This is a genomic window from Actinoplanes campanulatus (assembly GCF_014647795.1).
GTDB lineage: Bacteria > Actinomycetota > Actinomycetes > Mycobacteriales > Micromonosporaceae > Actinoplanes > Actinoplanes campanulatus.
The window spans coordinates 147,155-172,725 of sequence record NZ_BMPW01000014.1 but is presented as its reverse complement, the minus strand read 5'-3'; the positions used below and the strand labels follow the sequence as shown (position 1 = coordinate 172,725).

Below are 25,571 nucleotides of genomic sequence, written 5' to 3'. Positions count from 1 at the left end.
AGGGCCGGGCAGGCCCTGAGCCCCGATGATCAGCGGGCGATGACGGTCCGGTTGACCGGAGTCCGGCCCCGGCGGGCGAACCCCATGGTGGGTGGCCGGGTGGATCCGCCGCGGACGGCGACCACCTCGTCGGCGGAGATCCGGCGGTTGACGGTCCGGCGCAGGCCCGGATGCCGGATCTCCCACGCCGCCCGTATCCGGGGCGGCAGATGCAGGTCGCGCCACACACGGCGCAGCATCATCGGATTGATCAGATCCTCGACCTCGTTGCACTCGGCGGCCTCGCACAACACCAGCTCGTAGGCGTGCCGCAACTGGACCGGGTCGTCCAGGTCGTAGCGGCGGCGGCTGGCGTGCCCGCAGGCCATGTGGTGCGGCACCTCCAGCACCCCGAGGCTGCTGCCGTGCAGGTCGTCGATCCGGTCAGGGACAGCGGGAGCCCGGCTTGCGGCGCTGCGGTTCTTGCGTCCGTCCCGGGCGGCGACGTACGACATGCCTCCCAGGCTAGGCGCGCCGGAGCCGGTCGGCGGGCTAAATCGGTGGTGGAGCCGTAGGGCCCGTGCCAGGGTGGGAACCGTAACGGCATCCGACCATCCCGACGAGGAGTAAAACCGATGCGAGCAGCTTCCACGCTCCGGACCCCGACCCGTCCTACCGTGGAGACCTGCTTTGTCATTGTTGAACCTCGGGATCGTCGCCCATGTTGATGCCGGCAAGACCAGCCTGACCGAGCGGCTGCTGTTCGAGGCCGGGGCGGTGTCCCGGCCGGGGAGCGTCGACGACGGCACCACCCGCACCGACTCGATGGAGCTGGAGCGCCGCCGCGGCATCACCATCCGGGCGGCCGTCACCTCGATCGACCTCGGCGACCTGACCGTCAACCTGCTCGACACCCCGGGCCACCCCGACTTCATCGCCGAGGTCGAGCGCTCGCTGGCGGTGCTCGACGCCGCCGTGCTCGTGGTGTCCGGCGTGGAGGGCGTGCAGCCGCAGACCGTCGCCATCTGGCGGGCGCTGCGCCGCATCGGCGTGCCCACGCTGTTCTTCGTCAACAAGGTCGACCGGCGCGGCTCGGACGTGGACCGGGTGCTCGGCCAGATCCGGCGACGGCTCGCCACCTGCCCGGTCATGCTCACCACCGTCACCGGGCAGGGCGGCCGCGACGCCCGGGTGCGGGCGCTGCGCCTCGACGCCGAGCCGGTCGTGGCGGCGGTCGCCGAGGCCGACGACGTGATCGCCGGGCGGTGGCTGTCCGGCGAGCCGGTCCGGGCCCGCGACGTGCGCCGCGCCATCCGCCGGGCGGTCCGCCGCACCGAGCTGGCGCCGGTGGCGTGCGGCTCGGCGATCACCGGCGCCGGCGTGCCGCAACTGCGTCAGATCCTGGCCGGCCTGCTGCCCCGCTGCGAGGAGCGGGACGGCCCGGTGGCGGGCACCGTGTTCGCCGTCGACCGCGACGGCCACGGGCGGCGGGCCTGGCTGCGGTTGTGGTCGGGTCGTCTGCGCGTACGCGATCGGGTCGCTCTGAACGGGGACCGGCCGCAGACGGTGACCGAGATCGCGGTGAGCGAGCCGGACGGGATCCTGGTCCGCGCGGCGGCGTCGGCCGGCCAGATCGCGGCGGTGCGCGGGCTGTCGGCGCGGATCGGCCAGCACGTCGGAGATCCGCCGCGCCGCCACCTCTACCGGTTCCCGCCGCCGACCCGGCAGGCCCTCGTCGAGCCGGTCGACCCGGCGCAGCGGCTGGCGCTGTTCGCCGGGCTCGCCGACCTGGCCGACGAGGATCCGCTGGTCGACCTGCGGCTCGACGAGCACCGGTCGGAGGCGATCATCCGGCTGCACGGCGAGGTGCAGAAAGAGGTGATCGCGTCGCTTCTCGAGGAACGGTACGGCGTCCGCGTGCGCTTCTCCGGCACGCTGACCGCCTGCATCGAACGGGTGGTGGGCGAAGGCCACGCCGAGGACCGGATCCGGGAGCGCGGCAACCCGTACCTCGCCGGGGTGGGGTTGCGGGTCGAGGCCGCGCCGGTGGGGCACGGCATCGAGTTCCGCCCGGGCATCGAGCCGGGCCGGCTGCCACCGGCGTTCATCGCGGCCACCGAGGAGGGCGTGCGGGCCGCGCTGCGGTACGGCCGGTTCGGCTGGCCGGTCACCGACTGCGTGATCACCATGACGTCGTCGCAGTACTGGCCCCGGCAGAGCAAACCGCACCAGAAATTCGACAAGTCGATCTCCTCGGTGGCGGCGGACTTCCGCAACCTCGCCCCGGTGGTGGTGACCGCCGCGCTGCGCGAGGCCGGCACCCGGGTGTGCCAGCCGGTCGAACGGTTCGACGTCAACCTGCCGCACGAGCAGGCCGACGCGGTGACCGCCCTGCTCGGCCGGCTGGGGGCGGCCATCGACGACACCGCTGAGGCCGGCGGCTACCTGGAGGTCAGCGGCACCCTGCCGTCGTCACGGGTGCCGCGGATCGTGGCGGCGCTGCCCGACCTGACCGGCGGCGAGGCCGTGCTGACCGCCCACTTCGACCACTACGCGCCGGTCACCGGTGAGGATCCGCCGGTCCTGCCCCGGCGCGGCCCCGATCCGGCCCCGGCGGGAGTGGTTCCGGGCGGTGCCCCGGTAGGCGCCGTCAGCCGGCCAGCACCTCGTCCATGCCGTCGCCGCGCCAGGTGCGCAGCAGCTCGTGGAAGACGACCGGGCCCGGCCCGAAGGAGTGGTTGACCGGCCGGGGGTTGCCCTCGCCGTTGTAGTAGCCGGGCGTGCACTCGGCCTGGAACCGGTAGTTGTCCAGCGCGTGCTCCCGGATCGTGGCGGCCCACCGTTCCTCCGCCTCGGCGGTCGGCTCGATCCGCCGCACGCCGCGCTCGGTGGCTTCGGCGACCACCGCGCCGATGTGGGTGGCCTGCTCCTGGAGCACGTGGACGAAGTTGACCGCGGCCGCGTTTTGCAGCGACCCGAGATGGAACAGGTTCGGGAAGCCGTGGCTGTAGAAGCCGTGCAGCGTACGCGGACCGTTGCGCCAGTGCCCGAGCAGCGGCAGACCACCGCGCCCGTACACCGGCAGGGTTCCGGAGACGACACCGGAGACGCCGACCTCGAAGCCGGTGGCGAAGACGACGCAGTCCACCTCGTACTCCTGGTCGCCGACGACGACCGCGGACGGCGTCATCGCGGTGATGCCGCCGTGGTCGGCGGTGTCGACCAGGGTGACGTTCGGCCGGTTGAACGCCTGGAGGTAGTGGTCACTGAAGCCGGGCCGCTTGCACATGTACCGGTACCAGGGCTGGAGGATCGCGGCGGTGACCGGGTCGTCGACCACCTCCTCGACGCGGGCCCGGATCTCGTCCATCTTGCGGAAGTCGGCCAGTTCGTCGAGGTGGTCGCGTTCCTCGGCGGAGATGTTCGGGTCCAGTGATCCGGTCAGCATCTGCCGCTGGAGACGGGCCGTGGCGGTCCAGCCGTCGCCGATCAGATCCTGTCCGGTGTGACCGCCGGTGACGATGGTCAGGAAGTTCTCCATCCGCTCCCGCTGCCAGCCCGGCTCCAGCGTGGCGGCCCACTCCGGGTCGATCGGCCGGTTGTCGCGGACGTCGACGGACGACGGGGTGCGCTGGAAGACGTACAGATGGCCGGCGGCCTCGGCCACGTGCGGAACGACCTGGATGGCGGTGGCGCCGGTGCCGACCACGCCCACCCGGCGGCCGGCCAGCCCCGACAGGTCGTCGCCGGTGTAGCCGTGGTCCCAGCGACTGGTGTGGAAGGTGTGCCCGGTGAACGTCTCGATGCCGGGGATGCCGGGGAGTTTCGGCTGCGTCAGGGTGCCGGAGGAGACGACCACGTAGCGGGAACGGAACTCGTCGCCGCGGTCGGTCGTCACGGTCCACTCGCCGGCGTCGTCGTCCCAGCGCAGTTCGGTCACGCGGGTGTGGAACATGGTGTCGTCGTACAGGTCGTACCGTTGCGCGATGGCGGCGCAGTGCCGCCGGATCTCCTCGCCCGGGGCGTAACGCCACTTCGGGACGTAGCCGACCTCCTCGAGCAGCGGCATGTAGACAGTGGACTCGATGTCGCAGTGGACGCCGGGATACCGGTTCCAGTACCAGGTTCCGCCGAAGTCCCCGGCCTCGTCGATCATCCGGATCCGCTGGACCCCGGCCTCGCGCAGCTTCGCGCCGGTGAGCAGGCCCCCGAAGCCGCCACCGACGACCACGGCCTCCACCCGGTCGCTCTTCGGCTCCCGCGCCGCGAACGGCGTGTAGGGGTCCTTGGCGTAGTAGCCGAACTCGCCGGCCGCCCGCCGGTACCGGGTCGCCGCGTCCGGGCGGATCCGGCGGTCGCGTTCGGCCCGGTAGCGCGCCCGCAGCGCGTCGAGCTCCGCGGGACGGTAGCGGTGGGGGATGTGAGACATGAGGTGGATTTTAAATCAGCTGATTGACTTAAAGTGTGGGCCCCAGGGTGCACCGGACGATGTGGACGCTGGGTGATCAGAGGTTCGGCGCTCGGTAGAGCCCTTCGATCGCGTTGATCAGACCGCCCGCGATCGACTGCCACGCCGGGTCGGCGGTGCGCTCCCGCTCCGCGCAGAAATGCACGATCAGGGTACGGGCCATGTCGTCACGTTCCAGGCGGACCGGCGGCGGCAGATCCGGCAGGCAGTCGTGCAGCCGCTCGGTGACCCGGTGCAGCATCTCCACCCCCTCGAACTCGGCGGCCGCCAGCTGCCGCAGCGTCGGCTCGGTCATCAACTGGGCGGCGAACCGGGCGTACCAGCTCGGACTGCCCAGCGTGGCCAGGTGGTCGGTGATCGGCCGGACCGTGCAGGTGACCCAGTCCCGCAGGGTGGCGCTGCCGGCGTACCGGTCGTGCAGTCGCCGCCGGATCTCCTCCACCGGCGCGGCGTGCCGCGCGATGATCGCCCGCACCAGGTCGTTCTTGCTGCCGAAGTGGTAGCTCACCGCCGTGTTGTTGCCCTGCCCGGCCGCCTCGCTGATCTGCCGGTTGGACACGTTGAAGACGCCGTGCTCGGCGAAGAGCCGCTCGGCCGCGACCAGGATCCGGGCCCGGGTGTGCTCGACCCGCTCGGCGCGCGGCCCGCGTCCGGGCTCTCTGGTGGGCTGCCTCATCGATACGGAACGATAGGGGATCAGGGCCGGTGGGCGATCCGCCGGGTCAGCGCGTGCGCCGCCTCCAGCAGCAGGGCGCCGAGCTGAGCGGTCCGGTCGCCGTTGAACCGGGACTCCACACCGGTCAGGCTCAGCGCCCAGGCCGGGGCGCCGGTCCGGTCGAACACCACCGCCCCCACACCCCAGCTGCCCGGGACGATCAGGCCGGGGTTCACCGCGTACCCCCGCCGCCGGGTGGCCGCCACCCGTTTCGTCAGCTCCGGCGTGTCGACGTAGGGCGCGGCCTCCTCCAGGGGCAGGTACGCCAGGATCGCCAGCCCCGCCGACGCCACCCCCAGCGGCAGCCGCAGACCCTCGTACAGCACGTGCGACCGCAGCGGGAAACTGCCCTCCACCTCGGCCAGGCACACCGTCTCCCCGCCGCGCCGGGCCGAGAAGAAGGCGCTCTCCCCGGTCCGTTCGGCCAGCGAGCGCAGCACCTCCCGGGCCGTGGACGTCACGTCGTAACGCTCCGCCGCCACCGACCCGAGCAGGAACAACTCGGGTCCCGGATACCACCGGCCGCGCCGGGCGTCCCGGTCGACGAACCCCTCCTCGGCCAGCGCCGCGAGCACCCGCTGCGCCGTCGACCGCGGCAGCCCGGTCGCCGACGCCACCTCCGCGGTGGTCACCCCCTGCGCCGCGCCGGAACCCACCCGGCGCAGCACCGCCGCCACCCGCGCCACCAACTGCGACCCCTGCATGCTCACATTATGAGCACCTTCCGCTCACCGCGATCACACAGCGATCAATGTGCCGGTCCGCGCGGCCGGTGTGCCTAGCGTGCCCGGCCATGAGCAAACTCGTCGACAGCGCGGCGAAAGCCGTCGCCGCCGTCGCCCGGGACGGCATGACCGTGGCGGTCGGCGGCTTCGGCCTGTCCGGCATCCCCACCTCGCTGATCACCGCGCTACGGGACAGCGGCGTCAGAGACCTCACCATCGTCAGCAACAACATGGGCGTCGACGGCAAGGGCCTCGGCCTGCTGCTGGAGAACCGCCAGGTCCGCAAGGTCCTCGCCTCCTACGTCGGCGAGAACCGGCTCTTCGCCCAGCAGTACCTGGACGGTGAGCTGGACGTCGAGTTCGTCCCACAGGGCACCCTCGCCGAACGCCTCCGCGCCGGCGGCGCCGGCATCCCCGCCTTCTACACCCCGACCGGCGCCGGCACCCCGGTCGCCGACGGCAAACCCCACAAGGACTTCGACGGCATGCGTACGGTCCTCGAGCGCGCCATCGTCACGGATCTGGCCCTGGTGCGCGCCCATCGTGCCGACCTCGAGGGCAACCTGCGGTTCCGGCTGACCGCCCGCAACTTCAACCCGCTGGTCGCCGCCGCCGGACGGATCACCATCGCCGAGGCCGAGATCGTCGAGGACGTCCACCTGCACCCGGACGACGTGCACACCCCCGGCATCTTCGTGCGGCACCTGGTGGCGACCGAGATCCGTGACAAGGACATCGAGCAGAGGACGGTGCGGGCCCGTGTGGACGCGTGACGACATGGCGGCGATCGCGGCCTCCGAGTTGACCGACGGCCAGTACGTCAACCTCGGCATCGGCATCCCCACCCTGGTCGCCAACCATCTGCCCACCGGGGTACGGGTGACGTTGCAGAGTGAGAACGGCATCCTCGGCATGGGGCCGTTCCCGTACGAGGGTGACGAGGACCCGGACCTGATCAACGCCGGCAAGCAGACCGTCACCCTGCTGGCCGGGGCGTCGGTGTTCGACTCGGCCACCTCGTTCGGCATGATCCGCGGCGGTCACGTGCAGACCGCCATCCTCGGCGCGCTCCAGGTGGCGGCCAACGGTGACCTGGCCAACTGGACCATCCCCGGCAAGCTCGTCAAGGGCATGGGCGGCGCGATGGACCTGGTCGCCGGCACCCCGCGCGTCATCGTCGTCACCGAGCACGTGGCGAAGGACGGCAGCCCGAAGATCGTCGAGAGGTGCACGTTGCCGCTGACCGGCGCCGGCGTCGTCGACCGCATCATCTCCGACCGGGCCGTCTTCGACGTGGCCGGCGACAAGCTGATCCTGCGCCGCCTCGCCGACGACCAGACCATCGACGGCCTACGCGCCATGACCGGCGCCGACTTCACCGTCGAGTCGACGTGACCGCCTTCACCCCTCCAGCCGATCACATGTGGAGCTGACATGAGCGTCGTGATCGCGGGCTATGCCCGTACCCCGTTCGTTCGTTTCTCCGGATCTCTCGCCACCGTGCCGGCGGCCGAACTCGGCGCCCACGCCATCCGGGCGGCCCTGGCCCGCGCCGGCGTGCCGGCCGCGGCCGTGCAGCGCGTCTTCGCCGGCCAGGTGTTGCAGGGCTTGGCCGGGCAGAACCCGGCCCGCCAGGCCGCAGTGGCCGCCGGCATTCCGCTGGGCGCCCCCGCCACCACCCTCAACGCCGTCTGCCTGTCCGGCCTGGAGGCCGTCGCGGCCGGTGTCGCCGCCATCGAGTCCGGCCGCGCGGACGTGGCCGTCGCCGTCGGCATGGAGTCGATGTCGCTGGCCCCGCACGCCTGGCGGGGCGGCCGGGCCGGCACCCGCTACGGCGCGATCGAGGTCCTCGACACCCTGGAACAGGACGGGCTCACCGACGCGTTCGAGCAGCGTTCGATGGGCGCGTCCACCGAGGCCGGCAACAACGACCTCGGCATCGACCGCCCCGCCCAGGACGCGTGGGCCGCCCGCTCCCACCAGCGGGCCGAGGCCTCGCACGCCTTCCTGACCGGCGAGATCGAGCCGTTCCCGGTCCGCGACCGCCGCCTCGGCGACCGCCGCCTCAGCGACCGCCTCCTGGACGCCGACGACGGCATCCGCCCCGGCACCACCGCGGAGGCTCTCGCGAAGCTGCGCCCCGCGTTCGCGGCCGACGGCACGATCACCGCGGGCAACGCCTCCCCGCTCACCGACGGCGCCGCCGCCCTGGTCCTGATGAGCGCGACCGCGGCGGCCGCCCACGGCGCCCGCCCGCTGGCCCGGGTGCTGGCGTCGTCGATGGTCGCGGGCCCGGACGTACGCCTGCACCTGCAACCCGCCGCCGCCATCGAGGCGGCCTTGAAGGACCTCGGCGCCGACCCGTCCGCCCTGGGCCGGGTGGAGATCAACGAGGCGTTCGCGTCGGTGGCCCTGGCCTCGGTGAACGCCCTGGGCATCGACCCGGACATCGTCAACGTCCACGGCGGAGCCATCGCCCTGGGCCACCCGATCGGCGCCTCCGGCGCCCGCATCGTGGGCACCCTGGCCCGCCAGCTCCACGAGCCGGGCACCACCGGCCTGGGCGCCGCCGCCATCTGTGGAGGAGGCGGCCAGGGTTCCGCGATCCTCCTGGAACCGGTCTGATTCAGCGTCGACAGGCAGCACCCACTAACCCGGTGCCTGCGAACAGGTAGTTGGCATCTACGTAGATGCCATCTACCTCGCCGGAGCGCGTGTCGCCGTACCGATGACGGTTTTAAATCGGACGGCGGTTGTCAGGTTTTGGCGGAAGCCTGGGTGGCATGACGCAGAAAGCATTGGCCGGGAAGGTGGCCCTCGTGGCCGGGGCGACACGCGGCGCCGGACGGCAGATCGCGGTGCAGCTCGGTGCGGCCGGGGCGACCGTCTACGCGACCGGCCGCACCACCCGCGGGGCCCGGTCGCCGATGAACCGGCCGGAGACGATCGAGGAGACCGCCGAACTGGTCACCGCGGCCGGCGGCACCGGCATCGCGGTGGCCGTCGACCATCTCGACCAGGACCGGGTCGCCGCGCTGGTGAAACGGATCGACGAGGAGCAGGGCCGCCTCGACGTGCTGGTCAACGACGTCTGGGGCGGGGATCCGTTGACCACCTGGAACGAGCCGGTCTGGGAGCAGGACCTCGACCAGGGGTTCCGGCTGCTCCGTCAGGCCGTCGACTCGCACATCGTGACCAGCCATTTCGCGTTGCCGCTGCTGATCCGCAACCCGGGTGGCCTGGTGGTCGAGGTCGGCGACGGCACCACCGAGTACAACGCCGTGAACTATCGGTTGTCGGTCTTCTACGACCTGGCGAAATGGTCGGTGAACCGGCTCGCCTTCAGTTGGTCCCGGGAACTGGCCGGGCATCAGGCGACCGCGGTGGCGCTCACCCCGGGCTGGCTGCGCTCGGAGATGATGCTGGAGCACTACGGCGTCACCGAGCAGAACTGGCGGGACGGCTGCGCCAAGGAGCCGCACTTCGCGATCTCCGAGACCCCGGCGTACGTGGGCCGCGCCGTCGCCGCCCTCGCCGCCGACCCGGATCGCGCCCGCTGGAACGGGAAGTCGGTGTCCAGCGGCGAACTCGCCAAGGTCTACGGCTTCACCGACGTCGACGGGAGCCGGCCGGACGCCTGGCGCTATCTCGTCGAGGTGCAGGATCCCGGCAAGCCCGCCGACGTCACCGGCTACCGGTAGAGCTCGCCCAGGCGCCGCGCGGCCTTGGCGAGCCGGGCACGCAGGGCGGGCGGCTCCAGCACCTCGGCCTCCGGTCCGAACCGCAGCAGGTACGTGTAGGCGACGTCGATCGACTCGACCGGCAGCCGGGTCCGCACCCATCCGCCCGGATCCGGCTCCCCGGCCGCGTCGAGGGCCTCCTGCGCGGCGGGCGGCTCGACGACGCGCCGCAGGATCCGCTGCCCGTGCGGGCTGAGCCGGATCGTGATCGTCTCGCGCAGCATCCGCCGCACGAATTCAGCCGCCCGTTCGGCCCAGAACGACGGCAGATCAAAATCCGTTTCGCGTACGAACGAAGCGCCGTCCTCTTCCACCCCGGCGATCCGGTCCACCCGGTAGGACCGCAGATCGTCCCCGACCCTGCCGACCAGATACCAGACCCCGTTCTTCAGCACGAGCCCGTACGGCGAGACCGTCCGGGTGACCTCCCCGTCCCGCCGGTATCGCATGGTCAGCACCCGGTCCTGCCACACGGCCCGGGCCAGCGCGGCGAGATGCTCCGGCGGTTCGGTGTCGTCGAACCAGCCCGGTGCGTCCAGGTGGAACCGTTGCCCGGCCCGTTCCGAGGCCTCCCGCAGTCCGGCCGGAAGCGCGGCCAGCATCTTGCGGCGCACCGACCGCACCGGCTCGCCGAGCCCCATGTCCCGGGCCGGTCCGGGCAGCCCGGCCAGGAACAGCGCCTCCGCCTCGTCCCGGTTCAGCCCGGTGAGCCGGGTCCGGTAGCCGCCGACCAGCCGGTACCCGCCGGATCGTCCCTGCTCGGCGTAGACCGGCACCCCGGCCGCCGACAGCGCCAGCACGTCCCGGTAGACGGTCCGCTCGGACACCTCCAACTCGGTCGCCAGCTCGGTGGCGGTCATCGTGCCCCGCGACTGGAGCAGCAGAACCAGATTGATCAGCCGGGCGGCGCGCATACCCCGATTCTCGTCCACCCGGAACGCCAGGTCCGATCCCCGCCAGCGTCCCCGCCCGCCGGCGGACAGGCTGAAGCGCATGCATGTGGTTCCGGGACTCAAGGTCCTCTACTTCGGCACACCGGTCGTGCTGATCAGCTCGCGCAACCCGGACGGCTCGGCGAACCTGGCCCCGATGTCGTCCGCCTGGTGGCTGGGCCAGACCGCCGTGCTCGGCCTCGGCAACACCGCCCAGACCACCGAAAACCTTCGACGGTACGGCGAATGCGTGCTGAACCTCGTGCCGTCCGGCCTGGTCGCCGAGGTGGACCGGATCGCCCTCACCACCGGCGCCCGACAGGTGCCGCCCCGCAAGCTGACCCAGGGATACCGGCACGTGGCCGACAAGTTCGCCGAGGCGGGCCTGACCCCGCAGATGTCCGACCTGGTCCGGCCGCCGCGGGTGACGGAGTGCCCGATCCAGCTGGAGTGCCGGGTGACGGCCGCCCACCCGATCGGCGCACCGGATCCGTGGGGGACCGCCTTCCACGTGGACGTCCTGCGCACCCACGTCGAGCAGGATCTCCTGATCCCCGGCACCGCCTATGTCGACCCGCACCGCTGGGACCCGCTGATCATGAAGTTCTGCGACTTCTTCGGAGGCGGCACGAACGTGCACCCGTCCCGGCTGGCCACCGGCTGGAAGATGCCGGTAGCCGATATCGCCCGAGCCTAGAGATCGTTGGTGGCCGAGGTCCGCGTGTCGTTTCTTTTCCGGTACGGGTGACCTCGTCCCCGCCTGATCAGGGCCGTCCCGTCCGGTCGGCGCGATCTCGCTGCCCGCTCCGGCCTGTGCCGCGCCCGCCGGGCGTAGATCGGTGCCCGGGCAGGCCGGCCTGTTCGCCGGTCACCCCGGCTGCCGCCGGTCACGGCCACCTCGCCGTTCCTGCTTTCGGTCACGCTGGGCGGGTGGTCGCGGTTTGCCGGCCAGGTTCCCGGGTTGCCCGTTCCCAGTCGTTGTGCCGGTCACCCGGTGCCGGTGGTCGCGGTTCTGCTGGCCAGGCACTGGGGGTTGCCCGCTTTCGGCCGTTTCGCCGGTCACCCTGGGGTGGGTGGTCGCGCTTACACCGCGGTGGATGCACACGGTGGCAGTGTCGTGGTCGCCTACGGGGCCTATCGCCGCGGTGATCGCCCACGTGGCGGCTTTCGTGTGCGCTCACTCCGAAAGCCCGACCGGCTGGAACTCCGCGTTAGCGAGGAAACCCTGATCGCCGGCGCGTGTGGTGCATCGAGGTAGCCGGAGAGCCTGTTTCTTGGTCGTGGGTGGCCGCGATGTCGAGTCGCGCGTTCGGATGGCTACGGCGTCACCGCGACTCGCCGGCGATTTTGGGCGATGGTAGCTTTCGGGCCGATCTTGGTGACTTGCCCACCTCGGGAGGTGGTCAACTCACCAAGATCGCGAAAAGCCACGATCGCGCAAGATCGCGCCGCTCGGCAACGATCGCCCAAGGTTCACATCGACGCTCGCGGACGGCTCGACCAGCCGATGGTGACCGGCCGAACGGCGAAGGCGGGAAACACGCGAACAGGCGACGTGACACCGAGGCCAGGAACAACCGAGAAAGAGACTCCGGAATAACCCGGATCCACCAGACGCCTGCACACGGTCGCCCTGGGTGACTACCGACAGGTTCCCATGACGCCACCGGCGTCAAGCGCCGCCACCCACTCGGCGCGACCGGCGGGACGGCCAGGGAGGAGCACCCCGGGTGCCTGGCAGGCACGACAGCTACCACCCACCCGGCGCAAGTGGCAGCACATGCGGGGGTGTCCAACCGATCTACGCCCGGCGGGCGCGGCACAGGCCGGAGCGGGCAGCAAGCTCGCGCCGAGCGGGCGGAACGGCCCTGATGGGGCGGGGCGAGGACACGCGTACAAGAAGAAAAGAGTCGGAAGCGAAACGCGGACCGAGACCCACGAAGGCGCCCGGGGCCGGGCCCTTATGGTGATCGAATGGCATCGGTGAGGCAGTTTCAGGTCACGTTCGACTGTGCGGATCCCGAGCGGGTCGCCCGCTTCTGGTGTGCGGTACTCGGGTATGAGCCACCATCGCCACCCGGCGGTTTCGATACCTGGGACGCCTACTGGCAGTCGCTCCCGGAGGAGAAGCGCGGCGCCTGGTTCGCGTGCAGTGACCCGAACGGGGTGGGCCCGCGTCTGTATTTCCAGCGCGTCCCGGAAGGAAAGGCTGTCAAGAACCGGGTGCACCTGGACGTCCGGGCCGGCACCGGCCTGGTCGGCGACGAGCGCCTGGCCACCCTGGAGGCCGAGCGCGACCGGTTGATCGCGCTCGGCGCCACGCACGACTACACCCTGTACGCCGACGGCGAGAACGAGTCGTGCATCGTCATGCGGGACGTCGAGGGCAACGAGTTCTGCCTGGACTGATCCGCCTCGATCACCGGGAGGACGGCGTTCTTGGCGACGGTTGCGCCGGCCCGGGCACGCAGTTCGGTGACCGGGGCGGTGAGGGCGTGTTCCATCTTCATGGCCCCGACGACGGCCACGGTCTGCCCGACCGTGGCGGTTCCGATTTCGAAGGTTGTTCCGGGGTGCCACACTCGGCGACCGGACGGCCGGACAGGGGAGCGTACGACGGATGTGGCATGACGTGGCGGCGGTGCGGGAATGCCTGCGTACGGGCCGGGCGACCGCGCTCGCGAGGTCGCTCAAGCGGGAGTACGCGGCGACATGGCGGGCGCTGGAGCCCGTGGAGCGGCGGGAGATCCTGGCAGCCGGCTCGGCGAGCAAGCGCGAGGAGGTCGCCGGGTTCGCGTCCGCCGGCCGTGTCGCCGAGGCGCCTGTTCTCTTCGACGACCTGGTGACCCTGCCGGATCTGCAGGCCAAGACCTACTGCGCGGCGCTGGAGACGCTCTACCACGAGTATGCCGACCCGATCGACCCGAACCGGGCGCGTGTCTACCTGGCCGCGGCGCTGCCGCACGGAGCGGAGTACCCGAAGATCTTCCACTGCGCGGCCCGGGTCTACTTCGAACTGGGTGACCGGGACCGGGTGGTGCAGATGGTCGCCGCCGGAAAGCGTAACGACGGTTCCCTCTGGTTGATCCGCGACGACATGGCGCTGGCCCCCATGTGGGCTCATCCGGGGTACGCGGAGTTGTTCGCCCATCTGGATCCGCCACTGTTCCGCGGCATGGACGCCGCACGCGCGGCCGGCCCCGCGGCGGTGCGCCGTCTCAGGGCCGGAGGGAGCCCCGGCGGCCGGCTGCGGGAGTTCGTCAACCTGGAGTGGGTGGACGTCTGGGCCGACGATGAGGAAACGCTGGCGGCGCTCGCGGACCTGCCGAGGCTGGCCCGGCTGGAGTTGAGTGCCCACTTCCGCGGTCCGCTGCCCACCGGCACATTGACCCGGCTGGTCCAGGCGCCGACCCTGCAGGAGTTCACCTTCGAGAGCAGCGGCGAGGCCGTCCGGCCCGGTCAGATACGGGCGTTGCGAACCGACTTCGCACGCCGGGACCTGCCGATGCCGGAGCGGCTGTTGCACGTGGCGCTGTTGTTCGGCACCGGCGACGGCACGGCGGAACAGTCCGGCGTACGCGACCTGGTGGCGGCGATGGACTCGGGCGTGCCGGCGGTCCGGCAGGCCGCGAAACGGCTGCTGGCCGACCGGCTCACCGCCCCGGAGGGTGGCCTGCGCCCGGGTGACGGGGTACTGCCGGCGGGGAGGATCAACTCCGACCAGGCGGTGCTGGCCGACCGGCTCGCGGAGCTGGGTGCCACCCTGCAGCGCCGGCCCGGCCCGGCGACCCGGCTGGCCGTCGTCGGTGAGCAGCACAAGGGCCGGGCGCTGGCATACCTGGATGCCGGCGTCCCCCTGATCCTGGAGTCCCAGCTGCGTGACCTGCTCGACCGGGTCGCACCGCAGCCGCTGTCCGGCGCCGCCGGGGAGGGGGAGGAACTGGCCGCCCGGCTGCGGGCGCTGCTGACGTCGCCGGACGAGGCCAACATCAAGCTGGCGGTGGACCTGGCCCGGCAGGGTGGCCTGCCGCCGGGGCTGCTGGAGGAGCTGATCGTGGTCTGGAAGGACACCCGGCTGGGCCGGCCGGTCCGTGGCGGTGCCCAGAAACTGCTCGCCGAACACGCCCCGGCGGCGTTGCGGGACGCGCTGGCCGGCGCGTTCGCCCGGACGAACGTGTTCCGCGACTCGGCCGCCTCATGGGACGTGATGTCCGCCGTACACGATCTGGCCGAGCTGTGCCCCGGCACGATCGACGAGGTCCGGCTGCTCACCCTGCTCATCGCCCGGCGGGACCCCGACCGGTTCGGGCGGATGCTGGACGTCATCGGTGGATGGATGACGTTCACGCACCTGCCGCCCTATGTCCTGGAACTGACCGACCTGGGCCACCTTCGCATCGAGCAGGCCGGCCTCGTGGAACTGCCCGGCGACATCGGACGCCTCAGTGGCCTGCACACCCTCGACCTGGGACGCAACCGGCTCACCTCGCTGCCGGCCGGGTTCGCGGAACTGCGCAACCTGCGTAATCTGGACCTGTCCAACAATCATCTCGAACAGGTCCCGACGGTCCTGTTCGCGATGGGCGGTCTGGTGCGGCTGAGCCTGGGCCTGTCCAACTGGAAGCCGCCCTGGCCCGTCCACCTGACCACGCTGCCGGATCTGTTCGACGGGCTCACCGGGCTGGCCCATCTGGACATCAGCCACCAGCACGTCGCCGCGCTGCCGGACTCCGTGCGCGCGATGCCGAACCTGGTGGGGCTGAACCTTCGGGGAACCCGGCTGCGCAGGCTCCCCGAGTGGCTGACCGGCCTTCCGAAGCTGCGCCAGCTGCTGCTGGAGGGTGCGTCGCTCGACGACGACGCGACCAACCGGGACCTGATCGCCCGGCTGCGGGGGCGTGGCGTCACCGTCCGGACCGATCTGGCGGACGCCTGACCGCCGGGCGGGTCAGGCGGGTTTTGCGCCCGGGCAGGCGGGAGGCGTCCGGCGCCACGCCGTCGGCCGTCAGCACCCACAGCACCGGCATGCGGGGCCGGACACACAGCTCGCACGGGCTCGGCGCGTGACCGTCGGTGAGATAGACCAGCCCGTCGGCGGCGAGCTCGTTGGCCCGCACCAGCACCGGCCGTAAGCAGGTGCCACCCCGCCCGGTCACCGCCGCCGGCGCCCGCCCCCGGTACTGGTACTCGCGGTGCACCTCGGCGTCGGCTTCCAGTACGGTGATGTCCGCCCCGCGCCGCCACATCCCGTGGATCTCGGCGAAGAACGCGGCGATGTCGGCGGTGGAGACGCTGCCCGAGGTGTCGACCGCGACCACCAGCCGGGTCCGCCGGCGAACCCGGGTGCCCGGCGCGGTGCCATACCGCTTCGACGGCCGGGACAGCACGTTACGCACGAAGGTCCGTTCGCTGGTCGCCCCGAACAGCCGTAACACCCGCTGCCACGGGATCTCCGGAGGCCTGTCGGCGGACTCCAACCGGGCGACCAGTGCGGCGGGCAGGGAACCCCAGCCCCGGCGCCGGGCCCGGCGTACGGTCGAAGCGACCAGGCTGTCGACGCTGTGCGTGTACGTCGACAGCGTCGCCGACGGCAGCGCGGCGAACTCCGGCCACCCTTGATGCCGGGCCGCCCCGGGACCCGCCAGCCAGCGCCGGATGGCCGCCACGGCGCCCTCCGCGCCGCTGTCGCGGGTCCCGTCGGCGCCGGGGTCCGGAAACGCGCATCCACCGGCGTGGCAGGCCGCCAGGAACGGCTCCCGTAGCAGTTCGTAGTACTCGTCCGCGGAACGGTCCGGCGGCAGCCGAAGCTGCCCGGCGGTGATCGCGCCGGGGAGGTCGGACACGTCCATCAGCTGGTTGACCACCAGATCACAGGCCAGGTCCCAGAGCTGCCGGGACGCGTACGTCCGGCCGCGCAGCGGATGCTTGAGCGCCAGGTGCAGCAGTTCGTGCTTGAGCGAGGCGGTCCGGGCCGCGGGGGCCAGCGTCGACCACTCGCCCGTCCCGATCTCCAGCCCGGGCGCCACCGGGGTCGGCACCAGGCGGACCGCCGCGCCGCTGGAGCCGACCGACCGGATCGTGCCGACCAGCAGGTGCCCGAAGAACGGCTCGCGGATCAGGAGATCCCGGGCGGCCGCGTCGACGCAGGCACGGACCGACCGCGCGTCGGGCGGCTCGTTCACCGCATCGTTCCCGCCATCAGCAGCATCCGTGCCGTGGCCGGGTCGCTGAGTACCCGCGACGCACCGACCGTACCGTCCAGCATGGCCAGGTCCTGGGCCAGCGCCAGCCGCATGTCCTCGGGCAGCGCATCGAGCCGCAGCATCGACCGCAGGTTGTTCACCTCGGTCGCGGTCAGCTTCGCCCGGCGCGCCGCCAGGACGTTGACCAGCCGGGTACAGACCGCGGCGAGGATGTCGACCCGGCGTTCGGCGCCCTGGCCGGCCAGTTCGGTCAGCCGTGCGGCGACGGGGCCGAACTGCTTGGCCCCGAGGATCTCCTCGGGGGTCACCAGCACGTCGAGGCCGCGGTTGACGAAGGCGACGAAGGCCGACACGGTGGCACTGTCCAGACAGGCCTCGCCGAGCATGGTGACCAGGCCGAGATTCGCCCGCAGGTCGGTGATGTCGCGGATCCGGTCGAAGAACTGTACGAGCGTTCGCGGCGTGGTGCGTGATCCGGTCACGGTCTCGGGGTACGCCAGCACGAACGCGATGCCGCGCGGGTCGACGTCGTGCGCCTCGGCCCAGCGCGCCCACCGTTTCACCTCGAAGCGCAACGTCACGTGCAGCATCCGGGTGAGCATCGCGTCGTCCATCGGCGTCACCGAGTAGTCACCGCCGTCCGGATTGGCGGTGAGCACGATCTGCCACCGCGCCGGCAGTCGCCACGAGGTCAGGGCGGACCGTTGCAGCAACTGCATCATGCCGCGCAGGATCCGGTCGTCGGCGCGGTTGACGTCGTCGATCAGCAGGATGCCCGGCCCGTCCTGCCGGGGCACCCATTCCGGCGGCGCCATTCGGGTCGCCGTGCCGCCGTCGACCACCACCGGCATGCCGAGCAGGTCGCCCATCTCCTCGAACTGCGCCGGCGCGATCGACACCAGCGGCACGCGGCGGGCGGCGGCCACGGACTCGACGATCTCGGTCTTCCCGATCCCGTGCCGGCCCCACACGCACACCGGAGTCTGGTGCCGGCCCTCGGTGGCCAGGCGGTCGTTGACGGTCATCGCGTGGTCGAGGAATTGCACGAGCTCGCCGGGGTCGCACTCAGTCCCGTACGTCACATAGGCGAAGGCGCCGGCCGTCATCGAAGATCCACGTCCTCGTCGTTGATTCTCCGCAGGTGAGGCAGCCGGCGAAGAATGGCGAGCAGCTCGTCGTCGGGGTCGTCGGGCAGCGTCAGCTCGGTGAGCGCGGTCAGCTCACCGAGCCATTGCGGGTACTCGTCGATCTCGTTCCGCCACAGCCCGAGGACCCGCAGGTTCGTCAGGTGGCGGATCCACTCCGGCACCGTCGACAGGCCGTTGCCGGCCAGCTCCAGCCGGGTCAGGTCGGTGAGCTGCCCGAGCGTGTCCGGCAGGCTCTCCGGTGTGCAGTTGAACCAGTTCAGGTACAGGTCGAGGTCGGTCAGCCCGGTCAGGTTGCCGATGCTCTCCGGAAGCCGGCCCGAGCGCGTGTCGACCAGCGAGAGGTGGGTGAGGTCCGTCAGCCCGCCGAGAAGGTCGAGCGGCTCGTCCTCCAGGTTGTTCTCGTCCAGAGTGAGCACGCGCAGGCCGGTCAGGTCGCCGATGACCTCGGGTACCCCGGCCAGGTCGTTCGCCTGGACGTCGAGCTCGACCAGCTGATCGAGTTCGGTCAGCCAGTGCGGCAGGTCCTCGATGTTGTTGAACCGCAGCGTGAGAGACCGCAGGTGGGTCAGTTTGCGAACGGCCTTCGGCAGCTCATCGAGACCACACCGGGACAGGTCCAGGGTGGGTGACCGCGCGGCGCGTGCGGCCTCGATCCGTTCCTTCGGCGACATCTTCTCGATCTCCGGCACGCCGCACATGCTAGGTGCCGGGCGCGACCGGCTGGTCGCGCCCGGCGGGTTCCGCTTCGGCTAATCCGCCTCGATCACCAGGAGGACCGCGTCCTTGGCGACCGACGCGCCGGCCCGGGCACGCAGTTCGGTGACCGTGCCGTCGACCGGGGCGGTGAGGGCGTGTTCCATCTTCATGGCCTCGACGACGGCGACGGTCTGCCCGGCGGTGACCCGGTCGCCCTCGCTGACGGCGACGACGGTGACGGTTCCGGGCATGGGTGACAGGATCGGGCCGCCCGCTCCGGCCGCCCCGTCGGCGGAGGCGTCCAGCGCCTCGTGGTCGTGCAGCGCCCAGGCCCGCCCGTCGCGCCCGATCCACAGCACCCCGGCCGCGTCCCGGGCGTACGCGTAGGTGCGGGTCACCCCGTCCTGCGTGTGCCGTCCGTCGGCCCGGGTGGCGATCCGCACCGCCGGCCCGCCGTCGATGCTGATCTCGGCGTCGGCGGCCCGTCCCCGGTACCGGATGACGACCGGCTCGTACCCGGCCGCGCCGATCCGCCGGGTGGTCCAGGCCCGGTCGCCGAGCCGCCACCCGCCGGGGATGTCGAACGGGTCGGCCAGGGCGGGCGTGGCCGGTTCCAGGTCGAGCAGGGCCAGCCCGACGGCGGCGCCGAGCACGTCGGACGGCAGGTCCTGGCCGGTGAGCGTGTCGAGGCGGCGCCCGACGAGCCCGGTGTCGAGGTTCCCGGCACGCACGTCGGGGTCGGCGAGCAGCGCCCGCAGGAACCCGATGTTGGTGCCGAGCCCGAGCAGCACCGTCCCGGCCAGGGCGGCGTCGAGCCGGTGCAGCGCCTCGGCGCGGTCCGCCCCGTACGAAATGATCTTGGAAAGCATCGGGTCGTAGTCGGAGCCGACGACGCCGCCCTCGGTCACCCCGGAGTCGACCCGGACACCGGTGGGTTCGCGCAGCGCCAGGATCCGGCCACCGGTCGGCAGGAATCCGGCGGCCGGGTCCTCGGCGTACACCCGAACCTCGATCGCATGCCCGCGCGGCGCCGGAGAGGCCGGCCACGGCGCCACCTCGCCCGCCGCGACGCGCAGTTGCGCCTCGACCAGGTCCACCCCGTACACCTCCTCGGTGACCGGATGCTCGACCTGGAGCCGGGTGTTCATCTCCATGAAGTACCAGTGGTCGGGCCGGTCCCCGGCGACGATGAACTCGACGGTGCCGGCGCCCACGTACCCGCAGGCGCGGGCCGCGTCGCAGGCGGCCGCGCCCATCGCCTGCCGCTGCTCGTCGCTGAGCAGCGGCGACGGCGCCTCCTCGACGATCTTCTGGTGGCGGCGTTGCAGCGAGCACTCGCGCTCGCCGAGGTGGGTGACGTTGCCGTGCCGGTCGGCGAGCACCTGGATCTCGATGTGCCGGGGCGTGGTGACGAGCCGTTCGACCAGCAGCGTGTCGTCGCCGAACGAGCCCCGCGCCTCCCGCCGGGCGCTCGCGATCGCGGCCGCCAGGTCCTCGGCCCGGTGCACCTCGCGCATGCCCTTGCCGCCGCCGCCGGCCGACGGCTTGAGCAGCACCGGATAGCCGATCCCGGTGACCGCCGCGGTCAGCTCGGCGTCGGACAGGCCGACACCCTCGGATCCGGGGACGACCGGCACACCGGCCTTCGCCACGGTCTGCTTGGCGCGAATCTTGTCGCCCATCGCGTCGATCGCCATGGCCGGCGGCCCGATGAAGACCAGGCCGGCGGCCTCGCACGCGGCCGCGAAGGCGGTGTTCTCGGACAGGAAGCCATAGCCCGGGTGGACGGCCTCGGCGCCCGCGTTTCGGGCCGCCGCGACGATGGCCTCGATCGAGAGGTACGACGAAGCGGCCGCGGCCGGGCCGATGCGGACCGCGACGTCGGCGGCCGTGACGTGCGGCGCTTCCCGGTCCGCGTCGGAGTGGACGGCGACCGAGCGGATCCCGAGGCGCCGCAGCGTGCGGATGACGCGGACGGCGATCTCACCGCGGTTGGCGACGAGGACTGTCGAGAACATGGCGCTCACATCCGGAAGACGCCGAACGCCGGGTCGGCGAGGGGCGCGTTGGCGGCGACGGACAGGGAGAGACCGAGGACGGTACGGGTGTCGGCCGGGTCGATGACCCCGTCGTCCCAGAGCCGCGCGGTCGAGTAGTAGGGGTGGCCCTGCGTCTCGTACTGGGCGCGGATGGCGTCCGGGTCGTTGCCGGACCCGACCGTCCCGAGCACGAGGGCGGCCTGTTCACCGCCCATCACCGAGATCCGCGCGTTGGGCCACATGAACAGGAACCGGGGCGAGTAGGCGCGGCCGCACATGGCGTAGTTCCCGGCCCCGAACGAGCCGCCGATCACCACGGTCAGCTTCGGGACCCGGGTGGTGGCGACTGCGGTGACCAGCTTCGCCCCGTGTTTGGCGATGCCGCCCGCCTCGTACTCGCGGCCCACCATGAACCCGGTGATGTTCTGCAGGAACACCAGTGGGATGCCGCGCTGGTCGCACAGTTCGATGAAGTGCGCGCCCTTCATCGCCGACTCCGAGAACAGCACCCCGTTGTTGGCGACGATCCCGACCGGGTGGCCGTGGATGTGCGCGAACCCGGTGACCAGCGTGGTCCCGTAGTCCGGCTTGAACTCGCCGAACCGGGAGCCGTCGACGATCCGGGCGATGACCTCCCGTACGTCGTAGGGGATCCGCGGGTCGGTGGGCACCGCGCCGTACAGGTCGGCCGGGTCCACGGCCGGCTCCTCGACACCGATCCGCTGCCACGGCGCGGGCGTCCGCGGGCCGAACGTGGACACGATGGACCGCACGATCCGCAGCGCGTCGGCGTCGTCGTCGGCCAGGTGGTCGACCACCCCGGAGGTACGGGCGTGCACGTCACCGCCACCCAGTTCCTCGGCCGTGACGACCTCGCCGGTGGCCGCCTTCACCAGTGGCGGCCCGCCCAGGAAGATGGTGCCCTGGTCGCGGACGATGACCGCCTCGTCGGACATGGCCGGCACGTACGCCCCGCCGGCCGTGCACGAGCCCAGCACCGCCGCGATCTGCGGGATCCGCCGCGCCGACAGTTGCGCCTGGTTGTAGAAGATCCGCCCGAAGTGGTCGCGGTCCGGGAACACCTCGTCCTGCTTGGGCAGGAACGCGCCGCCGGAGTCGACCAGGTAGATGCACGGCAGCCGGTTGTGCAGCGCCACCTCCTGGGCGCGCAGATGCTTCTTCACGGTCATCGGGTAGTAGGTGCCGCCCTTGACCGTGGCGTCGTTGGCCACGATCACGCACTCGCGCCCGGCGACCCGGCCGATCCCGGTGACCATCCCGGCGGCCGGCGCCTGCCCGTCGTAGAGGCCGTGCGCGGCGAGCGGGGAGAGCTCCAGGAACGGCGACGACGGGTCGACGAGGGTGTCGACGCGGTCGCGGGGCAGCAGTTTGCCGCGTTCCACGTGCCGGGCGCGGGACTTCTCCGGTCCGCCGAGCCGGGCCGTCGCGAGCGTCGCGTTCAGGTCGGCGACCAGCGCACGGTGCGCCTCGGCGTTGCGGGTGAACTGGTCACCGCCCGGGTCCACGCGCGTGCCCAGGACCGGATGTGCGGTCATCGGTTCTCCTTAGCGAGGGCGGTCACGGTTCGTGATGGGCTGGGGCGGCCCAGCCGCTCCGCCATCCAGACGCTCGTGTCGATCAGTTTGCGCAGGTCGACGCCGGTTTCGATGCCGAGCCCGGCGAGCTGCCAGAGCAGGTCCTCGGTGGCCAGGTTGCCGGTGGCGCTCTTGGCGTACGGGCAGCCGCCGAGCCCGCCCGCCGACGCGTCCACGATCGTGACGCCGTGCTGGAGGGCGGCCAGGGTGTTGGCGAGCGCCTGCCCGTACGTGTCGTGGAAGTGCACCGCGACGGTCTCGATGCCGATGCCGGCGGAGGTCAGCGCGCCGAGCAGCGCGGCGACCCGGCCGGGGGTGGCCACGCCGATGGTGTCGCCCAGGCTGAGCTCGGTGCACCCCATCGCCATCAGGCGTTTCGCCACGTCGACCACCCGCTGGGCGGGCACCTCACCCTCCCAGGGATCACCGAAACACATCGAGAGGTACGCGCGGACGCGCACGTCCTCACGACGGGCACGCTCGACGACCGGCGCGAACATGGTCAGCGACTCGTCGACGGTGCGGTTCAGGTTGCGCCGGGCGAACGTCTCGGTGGCGCTGGCGAACACCGCGATGTCGCGGACCCCGAGAGCGAGCGCCCGGTCCAGGCCGCGCTCGTTGGGCACCAGCACCGGATAGCGGACGCCGTCGGCGAACGTCAGCCGGCCGAGCAGCTCCTCGGCGTCGGCGAGCTGCGGAACCCACCGCGGGTGGACGAAGCTGGTCGTCTCGACCACGGTGTGCCCGGCGTCGACGAGCCGTTCGATGAACTCGGCCTTGACCTCGACCGGCAGCGGGCGGGCCTCGTTCTGTAGTCCGTCGCGGGGCCCGACCTCGCAGATCGTGACGCGGGCCGGCAGCCCGGACAACGGTGTGACGCCGTAAGCGGTCACGGCGATACCTCCTGGGTTTGCTCGTTCGGACCTTAACTGACCGCACGTACGGTCAACAAGCGTCTAGCGGCCGCCGGAGGGATCTTCGTATAGTGGGCGGGTGACCGTCCGGCCCGCACGCGCCAGCTCCCGTGACGCCATCCTGCGGGTGTTCGCCGAGCACGTGGCACAACGTGGTTACGCCGACACCAGCCTCGGGGACATCGCCGCCGAGCTGGGTCTGAGCAAGGGCACCATCGTTCATCACTTCCGCAGCAAAGAGGCGCTGCTCGGAGAGCTGCACGAGGCGTATTTCGGCCGGCGGTTCGCCGAGGCGGAGTTCATTCTCGCCGAGCTGGACGACCCGGTGGGCCGGCTCGTGGCGATGATCTACGCGCTGCTGGCGGCGCACCGCGACGACCGGGCGGCGAGCCTGGCCTGCCTGCGGGAGCTGATCCGCTACTTCGAGGGCGAGCTCAACGACTTCGTCCGCCAGCAGCGGGTCGGCTACACCCAGATCGTGGTGGACATCCTGGCCGACGGGGCCCGGCGGGGGGTGCTGCACACCAGCGACCCGCGGATGACGGCGTTCCACATCTTCGGCATGTGCAACTACGCGTGGACGTGGTATCAGCCGGACGGCAGCCAGTCGGTGGAGGAGATCGCGAGCCGGTTCGCCCGGGAGATCCTCGGCGGGCTGGCCGGCGACACGGAGCAGGGCGCCGCGCTGGACGACCGGATCGCAAGCGCGATCGCGACCGTCCAGCGGGCGCCGGGGCGACTACCGGCGGGTGTCAGTTGACGAAGACCGGCGACCCCGCCGAATCGACGACCGGGGTGTACTTCGCGGTGAAGTAGCCGTTCGCCACGCAGGCGGCCGGTCCGGTGGACTTGTTGAACTGCTGGTCGGTGAAGCTGATCGAGTTGTCGGCGTTGTCCGCCGTACCGGTGATGCTGTTCTTGTCGGCCGTGAAGACGCAGGTCACCGTGCCGAGCAGAGTGCGCAGCACGAGGGTGGCGGAGATCGGCGCGGTGTCGGTGCCGCTGACCGTGACCGTGCCGTCGCTGGCGACCGTGGTGGCGTAGGGCTGGTTGTTGATCGCCACGCTGTTGACGCCGAGGACCCCGATCACCCCGGTGACGGTGCAGTCGGCGAGTCCGAGGGTGGCGCCGAGGGCGGCCGCCCCGGGCGCGGTGGGGTTGTCGTTGACCACCGCGCTGAGGCTGGAGGTCTTGCACTTCATGCCGTTCGCGCCGGCCGCGGCGGTGGCGAAGACCGCCTGGGTGCCGGTGGCGAGGCCGGACGCGATGGTGTCACCGACGGCGACCGCGGTGCCGGCCGGGGCGCCGGCGGTGAGCACGGTGCCGTCGTCGGCCAGCGCCGGTGCGGCGCCGATCAGCAGGGGGACGAGTGCGCCGGTCAGGACGGCGACGGTGATGCGCTTGCTGTGCATGGGGGTGCACCCTTCTCTATCAGGAGGCGGCTAGTGCCTGGGTCAGGTCGTCCAAGGTGGGGGAGATGGCGAGGGCCGTGTCGTTGGCGCCGAACACGACGGCGTTCTTCCCGGCCGCCGACGGCAGGCCGAAGGCCAGGTTGATGATGGCGTCGAGGCTTCCGGGGATGAGGCCGCAGCCGTTCGCCTTCGGTACGGCGTACGCGTTGTCGACCAGGGTCGCGCCGGTGAAGCCGGCGCCGAGGGTCTGGAAGCCGTTGGGGTCGGGGACGATGTGCAGGGTGCCCGGGTCGCCGGTGACCGGCCCGTTGGGCGCCGGCGGGCTGGTGGTGCCGGTGGTCGGCTGGAACCGGATCGGGACAGTCTCCGAGCCGATGTAGCAGTGGCCGCCGAAGAGCGCGTTGCGCAGGCGCAGCTTGACCGGCAGCGTGAAGACCGGGGTGTTCGAGCCGGCGGCCAGCGGGACGAACTCGGTGATCGGACCGGCCGGCTCCACCTGGGCGAAGACGCTCGTCACGCCCGGGATCAGGTTGGCGATGCCGGGCAGGGTGACCTGGAGCGGCCTGGCGATCAGGGTCTTCCCGCCGGCCGCGGGGACGGTCGAGTAGACGTTGGCGGCGCTGCCGTCCGGGAACTCGCGGACCGGTGCGCTCGCCGGCCAGTAGATGCCGAACTGGACGGTGATCGGGTCCTCGAAGGCCACCGTGGTGGAGCCGATCGTGATGCTGCCGCCATTGGTGACCGAGTGGACGCATCCGACCTGGAGGTTCGCCGGATCCTTCATGGTCGCGGCGGTGAGCGGGCACGCGCCGAGGCCGGTGTACGCGCCGCCTGGCTCGGCGCGTGCCGGGGCCGGGACGCCGAGGACCAGAACCGTGGCGGCGATCGAGGCGAGGACGGAGGTGAGCCGTGACGCGGGCATGGCGCCACCCTTCTTTTTCGTCGAAGGACGTGGCCCGGCCGTTTCCGCAGCGTTCCGGGGATTGAAGGCGACCATCGAGGTCC

The 25,571-nt window shown here is 71.8% G+C and carries 22 protein-coding genes; 9 read left to right on the top strand and 13 right to left on the bottom strand.

Annotated features, from left to right (window positions below):
- Positions 1-29 precede the first annotated feature (29 nt).
- The gene (locus IEZ13_RS26415; RefSeq protein ID WP_183223812.1) at positions 30-494 is read right to left on the bottom strand and encodes a hypothetical protein; all 465 of its coding nucleotides are present in this window, start codon (positions 492-494) and stop codon (positions 30-32) included.
- Positions 495-669: 175 nt separating this feature from the next.
- Here IEZ13_RS26415 and IEZ13_RS26410 point away from each other — a divergent pair, with 175 nt between their 5' ends.
- Positions 670-2,721 (top strand): elongation factor G, encoded by a 2,052-nt coding sequence (locus IEZ13_RS26410; protein WP_229795042.1) that lies wholly within the window; start codon positions 670-672, stop codon positions 2,719-2,721.
- On the opposite strand, the gene IEZ13_RS26405 is transcribed toward IEZ13_RS26410, so the two are convergent.
- The 3 genes from IEZ13_RS26405 to IEZ13_RS26395 all read right to left on the bottom strand — a co-directional run bounded on the left by IEZ13_RS26405 (position 2,630) and on the right by IEZ13_RS26395 (position 5,866).
- Positions 2,630-4,408 (bottom strand): flavin-containing monooxygenase, encoded by a 1,779-nt coding sequence (locus IEZ13_RS26405; RefSeq protein ID WP_183223810.1) that lies wholly within the window; start codon positions 4,406-4,408, stop codon positions 2,630-2,632. The genes IEZ13_RS26410 and IEZ13_RS26405 overlap by 92 nt on opposite strands.
- Positions 4,409-4,484: 76 nt before the next feature.
- Entirely contained in the window at positions 4,485-5,123 is a 639-nt protein-coding gene (locus IEZ13_RS26400; protein WP_183223808.1) for a TetR/AcrR family transcriptional regulator, read from the bottom strand.
- Positions 5,124-5,143: 20 nt separating this feature from the next.
- Complete coding sequence (locus IEZ13_RS26395; RefSeq protein ID WP_183223992.1) at positions 5,144-5,866, bottom strand: IclR family transcriptional regulator; 723 nt, start codon at positions 5,864-5,866, stop codon at positions 5,144-5,146.
- A gap of 89 nt (positions 5,867-5,955) precedes the next feature.
- On the opposite strand from IEZ13_RS26395, the gene IEZ13_RS26390 reads away from it, so the two are divergent.
- The 4 genes from IEZ13_RS26390 (at position 5,956) to IEZ13_RS26375 (ending at position 9,588) form a co-directional block, all read left to right on the top strand.
- Positions 5,956-6,660 carry a CoA transferase subunit A gene (locus IEZ13_RS26390; protein WP_183223806.1) on the top strand — a complete coding sequence of 235 codons (705 nt, stop codon included), beginning with the start codon at positions 5,956-5,958 and terminating at the stop codon, positions 6,658-6,660.
- Complete coding sequence (locus IEZ13_RS26385) at positions 6,647-7,282, top strand: CoA transferase subunit B (protein ID WP_203834002.1); 636 nt, start codon at positions 6,647-6,649, stop codon at positions 7,280-7,282. Before IEZ13_RS26390 ends, IEZ13_RS26385 begins: the two co-directional genes overlap by 14 nt.
- Positions 7,283-7,321: 39 nt before the next feature.
- Positions 7,322-8,512: an acetyl-CoA C-acyltransferase gene (locus IEZ13_RS26380; protein WP_183223804.1), complete on the top strand. Its 1,191-nt coding sequence runs from the start codon at positions 7,322-7,324 to the stop codon at positions 8,510-8,512.
- Between the two features lie 158 nt (positions 8,513-8,670).
- Positions 8,671-9,588 carry an SDR family oxidoreductase gene (locus IEZ13_RS26375; RefSeq protein ID WP_183223802.1) on the top strand — a complete coding sequence of 306 codons (918 nt, stop codon included), beginning with the start codon at positions 8,671-8,673 and terminating at the stop codon, positions 9,586-9,588.
- Here IEZ13_RS26375 and IEZ13_RS26370 read toward each other — a convergent pair.
- Complete coding sequence (locus IEZ13_RS26370) at positions 9,579-10,541, bottom strand: helix-turn-helix transcriptional regulator (protein ID WP_183223800.1); 963 nt, start codon at positions 10,539-10,541, stop codon at positions 9,579-9,581. The genes IEZ13_RS26375 and IEZ13_RS26370 overlap by 10 nt on opposite strands.
- A 79-nt stretch (positions 10,542-10,620) precedes the next feature.
- Between IEZ13_RS26370 and IEZ13_RS26365 the strand changes: the two genes are divergently transcribed.
- The 3 genes from IEZ13_RS26365 (at position 10,621) to IEZ13_RS26355 (ending at position 15,495) form a co-directional block, all read left to right on the top strand.
- Positions 10,621-11,256 (top strand): flavin reductase family protein, encoded by a 636-nt coding sequence (locus IEZ13_RS26365; protein ID WP_183223798.1) that lies wholly within the window; start codon positions 10,621-10,623, stop codon positions 11,254-11,256.
- Between the two features lie 1,277 nt (positions 11,257-12,533).
- Positions 12,534-12,968, top strand: a complete 435-nt coding sequence (locus IEZ13_RS26360) for a VOC family protein (protein ID WP_183223796.1) — start codon at positions 12,534-12,536, stop codon at positions 12,966-12,968.
- 211 nt (positions 12,969-13,179) lie between these two features.
- Complete coding sequence (locus IEZ13_RS26355) at positions 13,180-15,495, top strand: leucine-rich repeat domain-containing protein (RefSeq protein WP_183223794.1); 2,316 nt, start codon at positions 13,180-13,182, stop codon at positions 15,493-15,495.
- On the opposite strand, the gene IEZ13_RS26350 is transcribed toward IEZ13_RS26355, so the two are convergent.
- The 6 genes from IEZ13_RS26350 to IEZ13_RS26325 are packed head-to-tail and all read right to left on the bottom strand — an operon-like array spanning position 15,464 to position 23,133.
- Complete coding sequence (locus IEZ13_RS26350; protein WP_183223792.1) at positions 15,464-16,741, bottom strand: vWA domain-containing protein; 1,278 nt, start codon at positions 16,739-16,741, stop codon at positions 15,464-15,466. The genes IEZ13_RS26355 and IEZ13_RS26350 overlap by 32 nt on opposite strands.
- Positions 16,738-17,868, bottom strand: coding sequence for an AAA family ATPase (locus IEZ13_RS26345; protein WP_183223790.1), 1,131 nt, complete (start codon positions 17,866-17,868; stop codon positions 16,738-16,740). Before IEZ13_RS26345 ends, IEZ13_RS26350 begins: the two co-directional genes overlap by 4 nt.
- Positions 17,865-18,599 (bottom strand): leucine-rich repeat domain-containing protein, encoded by a 735-nt coding sequence (locus IEZ13_RS26340; RefSeq protein WP_183223788.1) that lies wholly within the window; start codon positions 18,597-18,599, stop codon positions 17,865-17,867. The genes IEZ13_RS26345 and IEZ13_RS26340 overlap by 4 nt, the downstream gene beginning before the upstream one ends.
- 60 nt (positions 18,600-18,659) lie before the next feature.
- Positions 18,660-20,624 (bottom strand): acetyl/propionyl/methylcrotonyl-CoA carboxylase subunit alpha, encoded by a 1,965-nt coding sequence (locus tag IEZ13_RS26335; RefSeq protein WP_183223786.1) that lies wholly within the window; start codon positions 20,622-20,624, stop codon positions 18,660-18,662.
- A gap of 5 nt (positions 20,625-20,629) precedes the next feature.
- Positions 20,630-22,201: a carboxyl transferase domain-containing protein gene (locus tag IEZ13_RS26330; RefSeq protein WP_183223784.1), complete on the bottom strand. Its 1,572-nt coding sequence runs from the start codon at positions 22,199-22,201 to the stop codon at positions 20,630-20,632.
- Positions 22,198-23,133, bottom strand: a complete 936-nt coding sequence (locus IEZ13_RS26325) for a hydroxymethylglutaryl-CoA lyase (RefSeq protein WP_183223782.1) — start codon at positions 23,131-23,133, stop codon at positions 22,198-22,200. Before IEZ13_RS26325 ends, IEZ13_RS26330 begins: the two co-directional genes overlap by 4 nt.
- Positions 23,134-23,233: 100 nt before the next feature.
- On the opposite strand from IEZ13_RS26325, the gene IEZ13_RS26320 reads away from it, so the two are divergent.
- Positions 23,234-23,914, top strand: coding sequence for a TetR/AcrR family transcriptional regulator (locus IEZ13_RS26320; protein WP_183223780.1), 681 nt, complete (start codon positions 23,234-23,236; stop codon positions 23,912-23,914).
- On the opposite strand, the gene IEZ13_RS26315 is transcribed toward IEZ13_RS26320, so the two are convergent.
- Positions 23,907-24,566 (bottom strand): Tat pathway signal sequence domain protein, encoded by a 660-nt coding sequence (locus tag IEZ13_RS26315; protein WP_183223778.1) that lies wholly within the window; start codon positions 24,564-24,566, stop codon positions 23,907-23,909. The two genes, IEZ13_RS26320 and IEZ13_RS26315, sit on opposite strands and share 8 nt — an antisense overlap.
- A 19-nt stretch (positions 24,567-24,585) precedes the next feature.
- Positions 24,586-25,488 carry a hypothetical protein gene (locus tag IEZ13_RS26310; protein ID WP_183223776.1) on the bottom strand — a complete coding sequence of 301 codons (903 nt, stop codon included), beginning with the start codon at positions 25,486-25,488 and terminating at the stop codon, positions 24,586-24,588.
- Positions 25,489-25,571 lie beyond the last annotated feature (83 nt).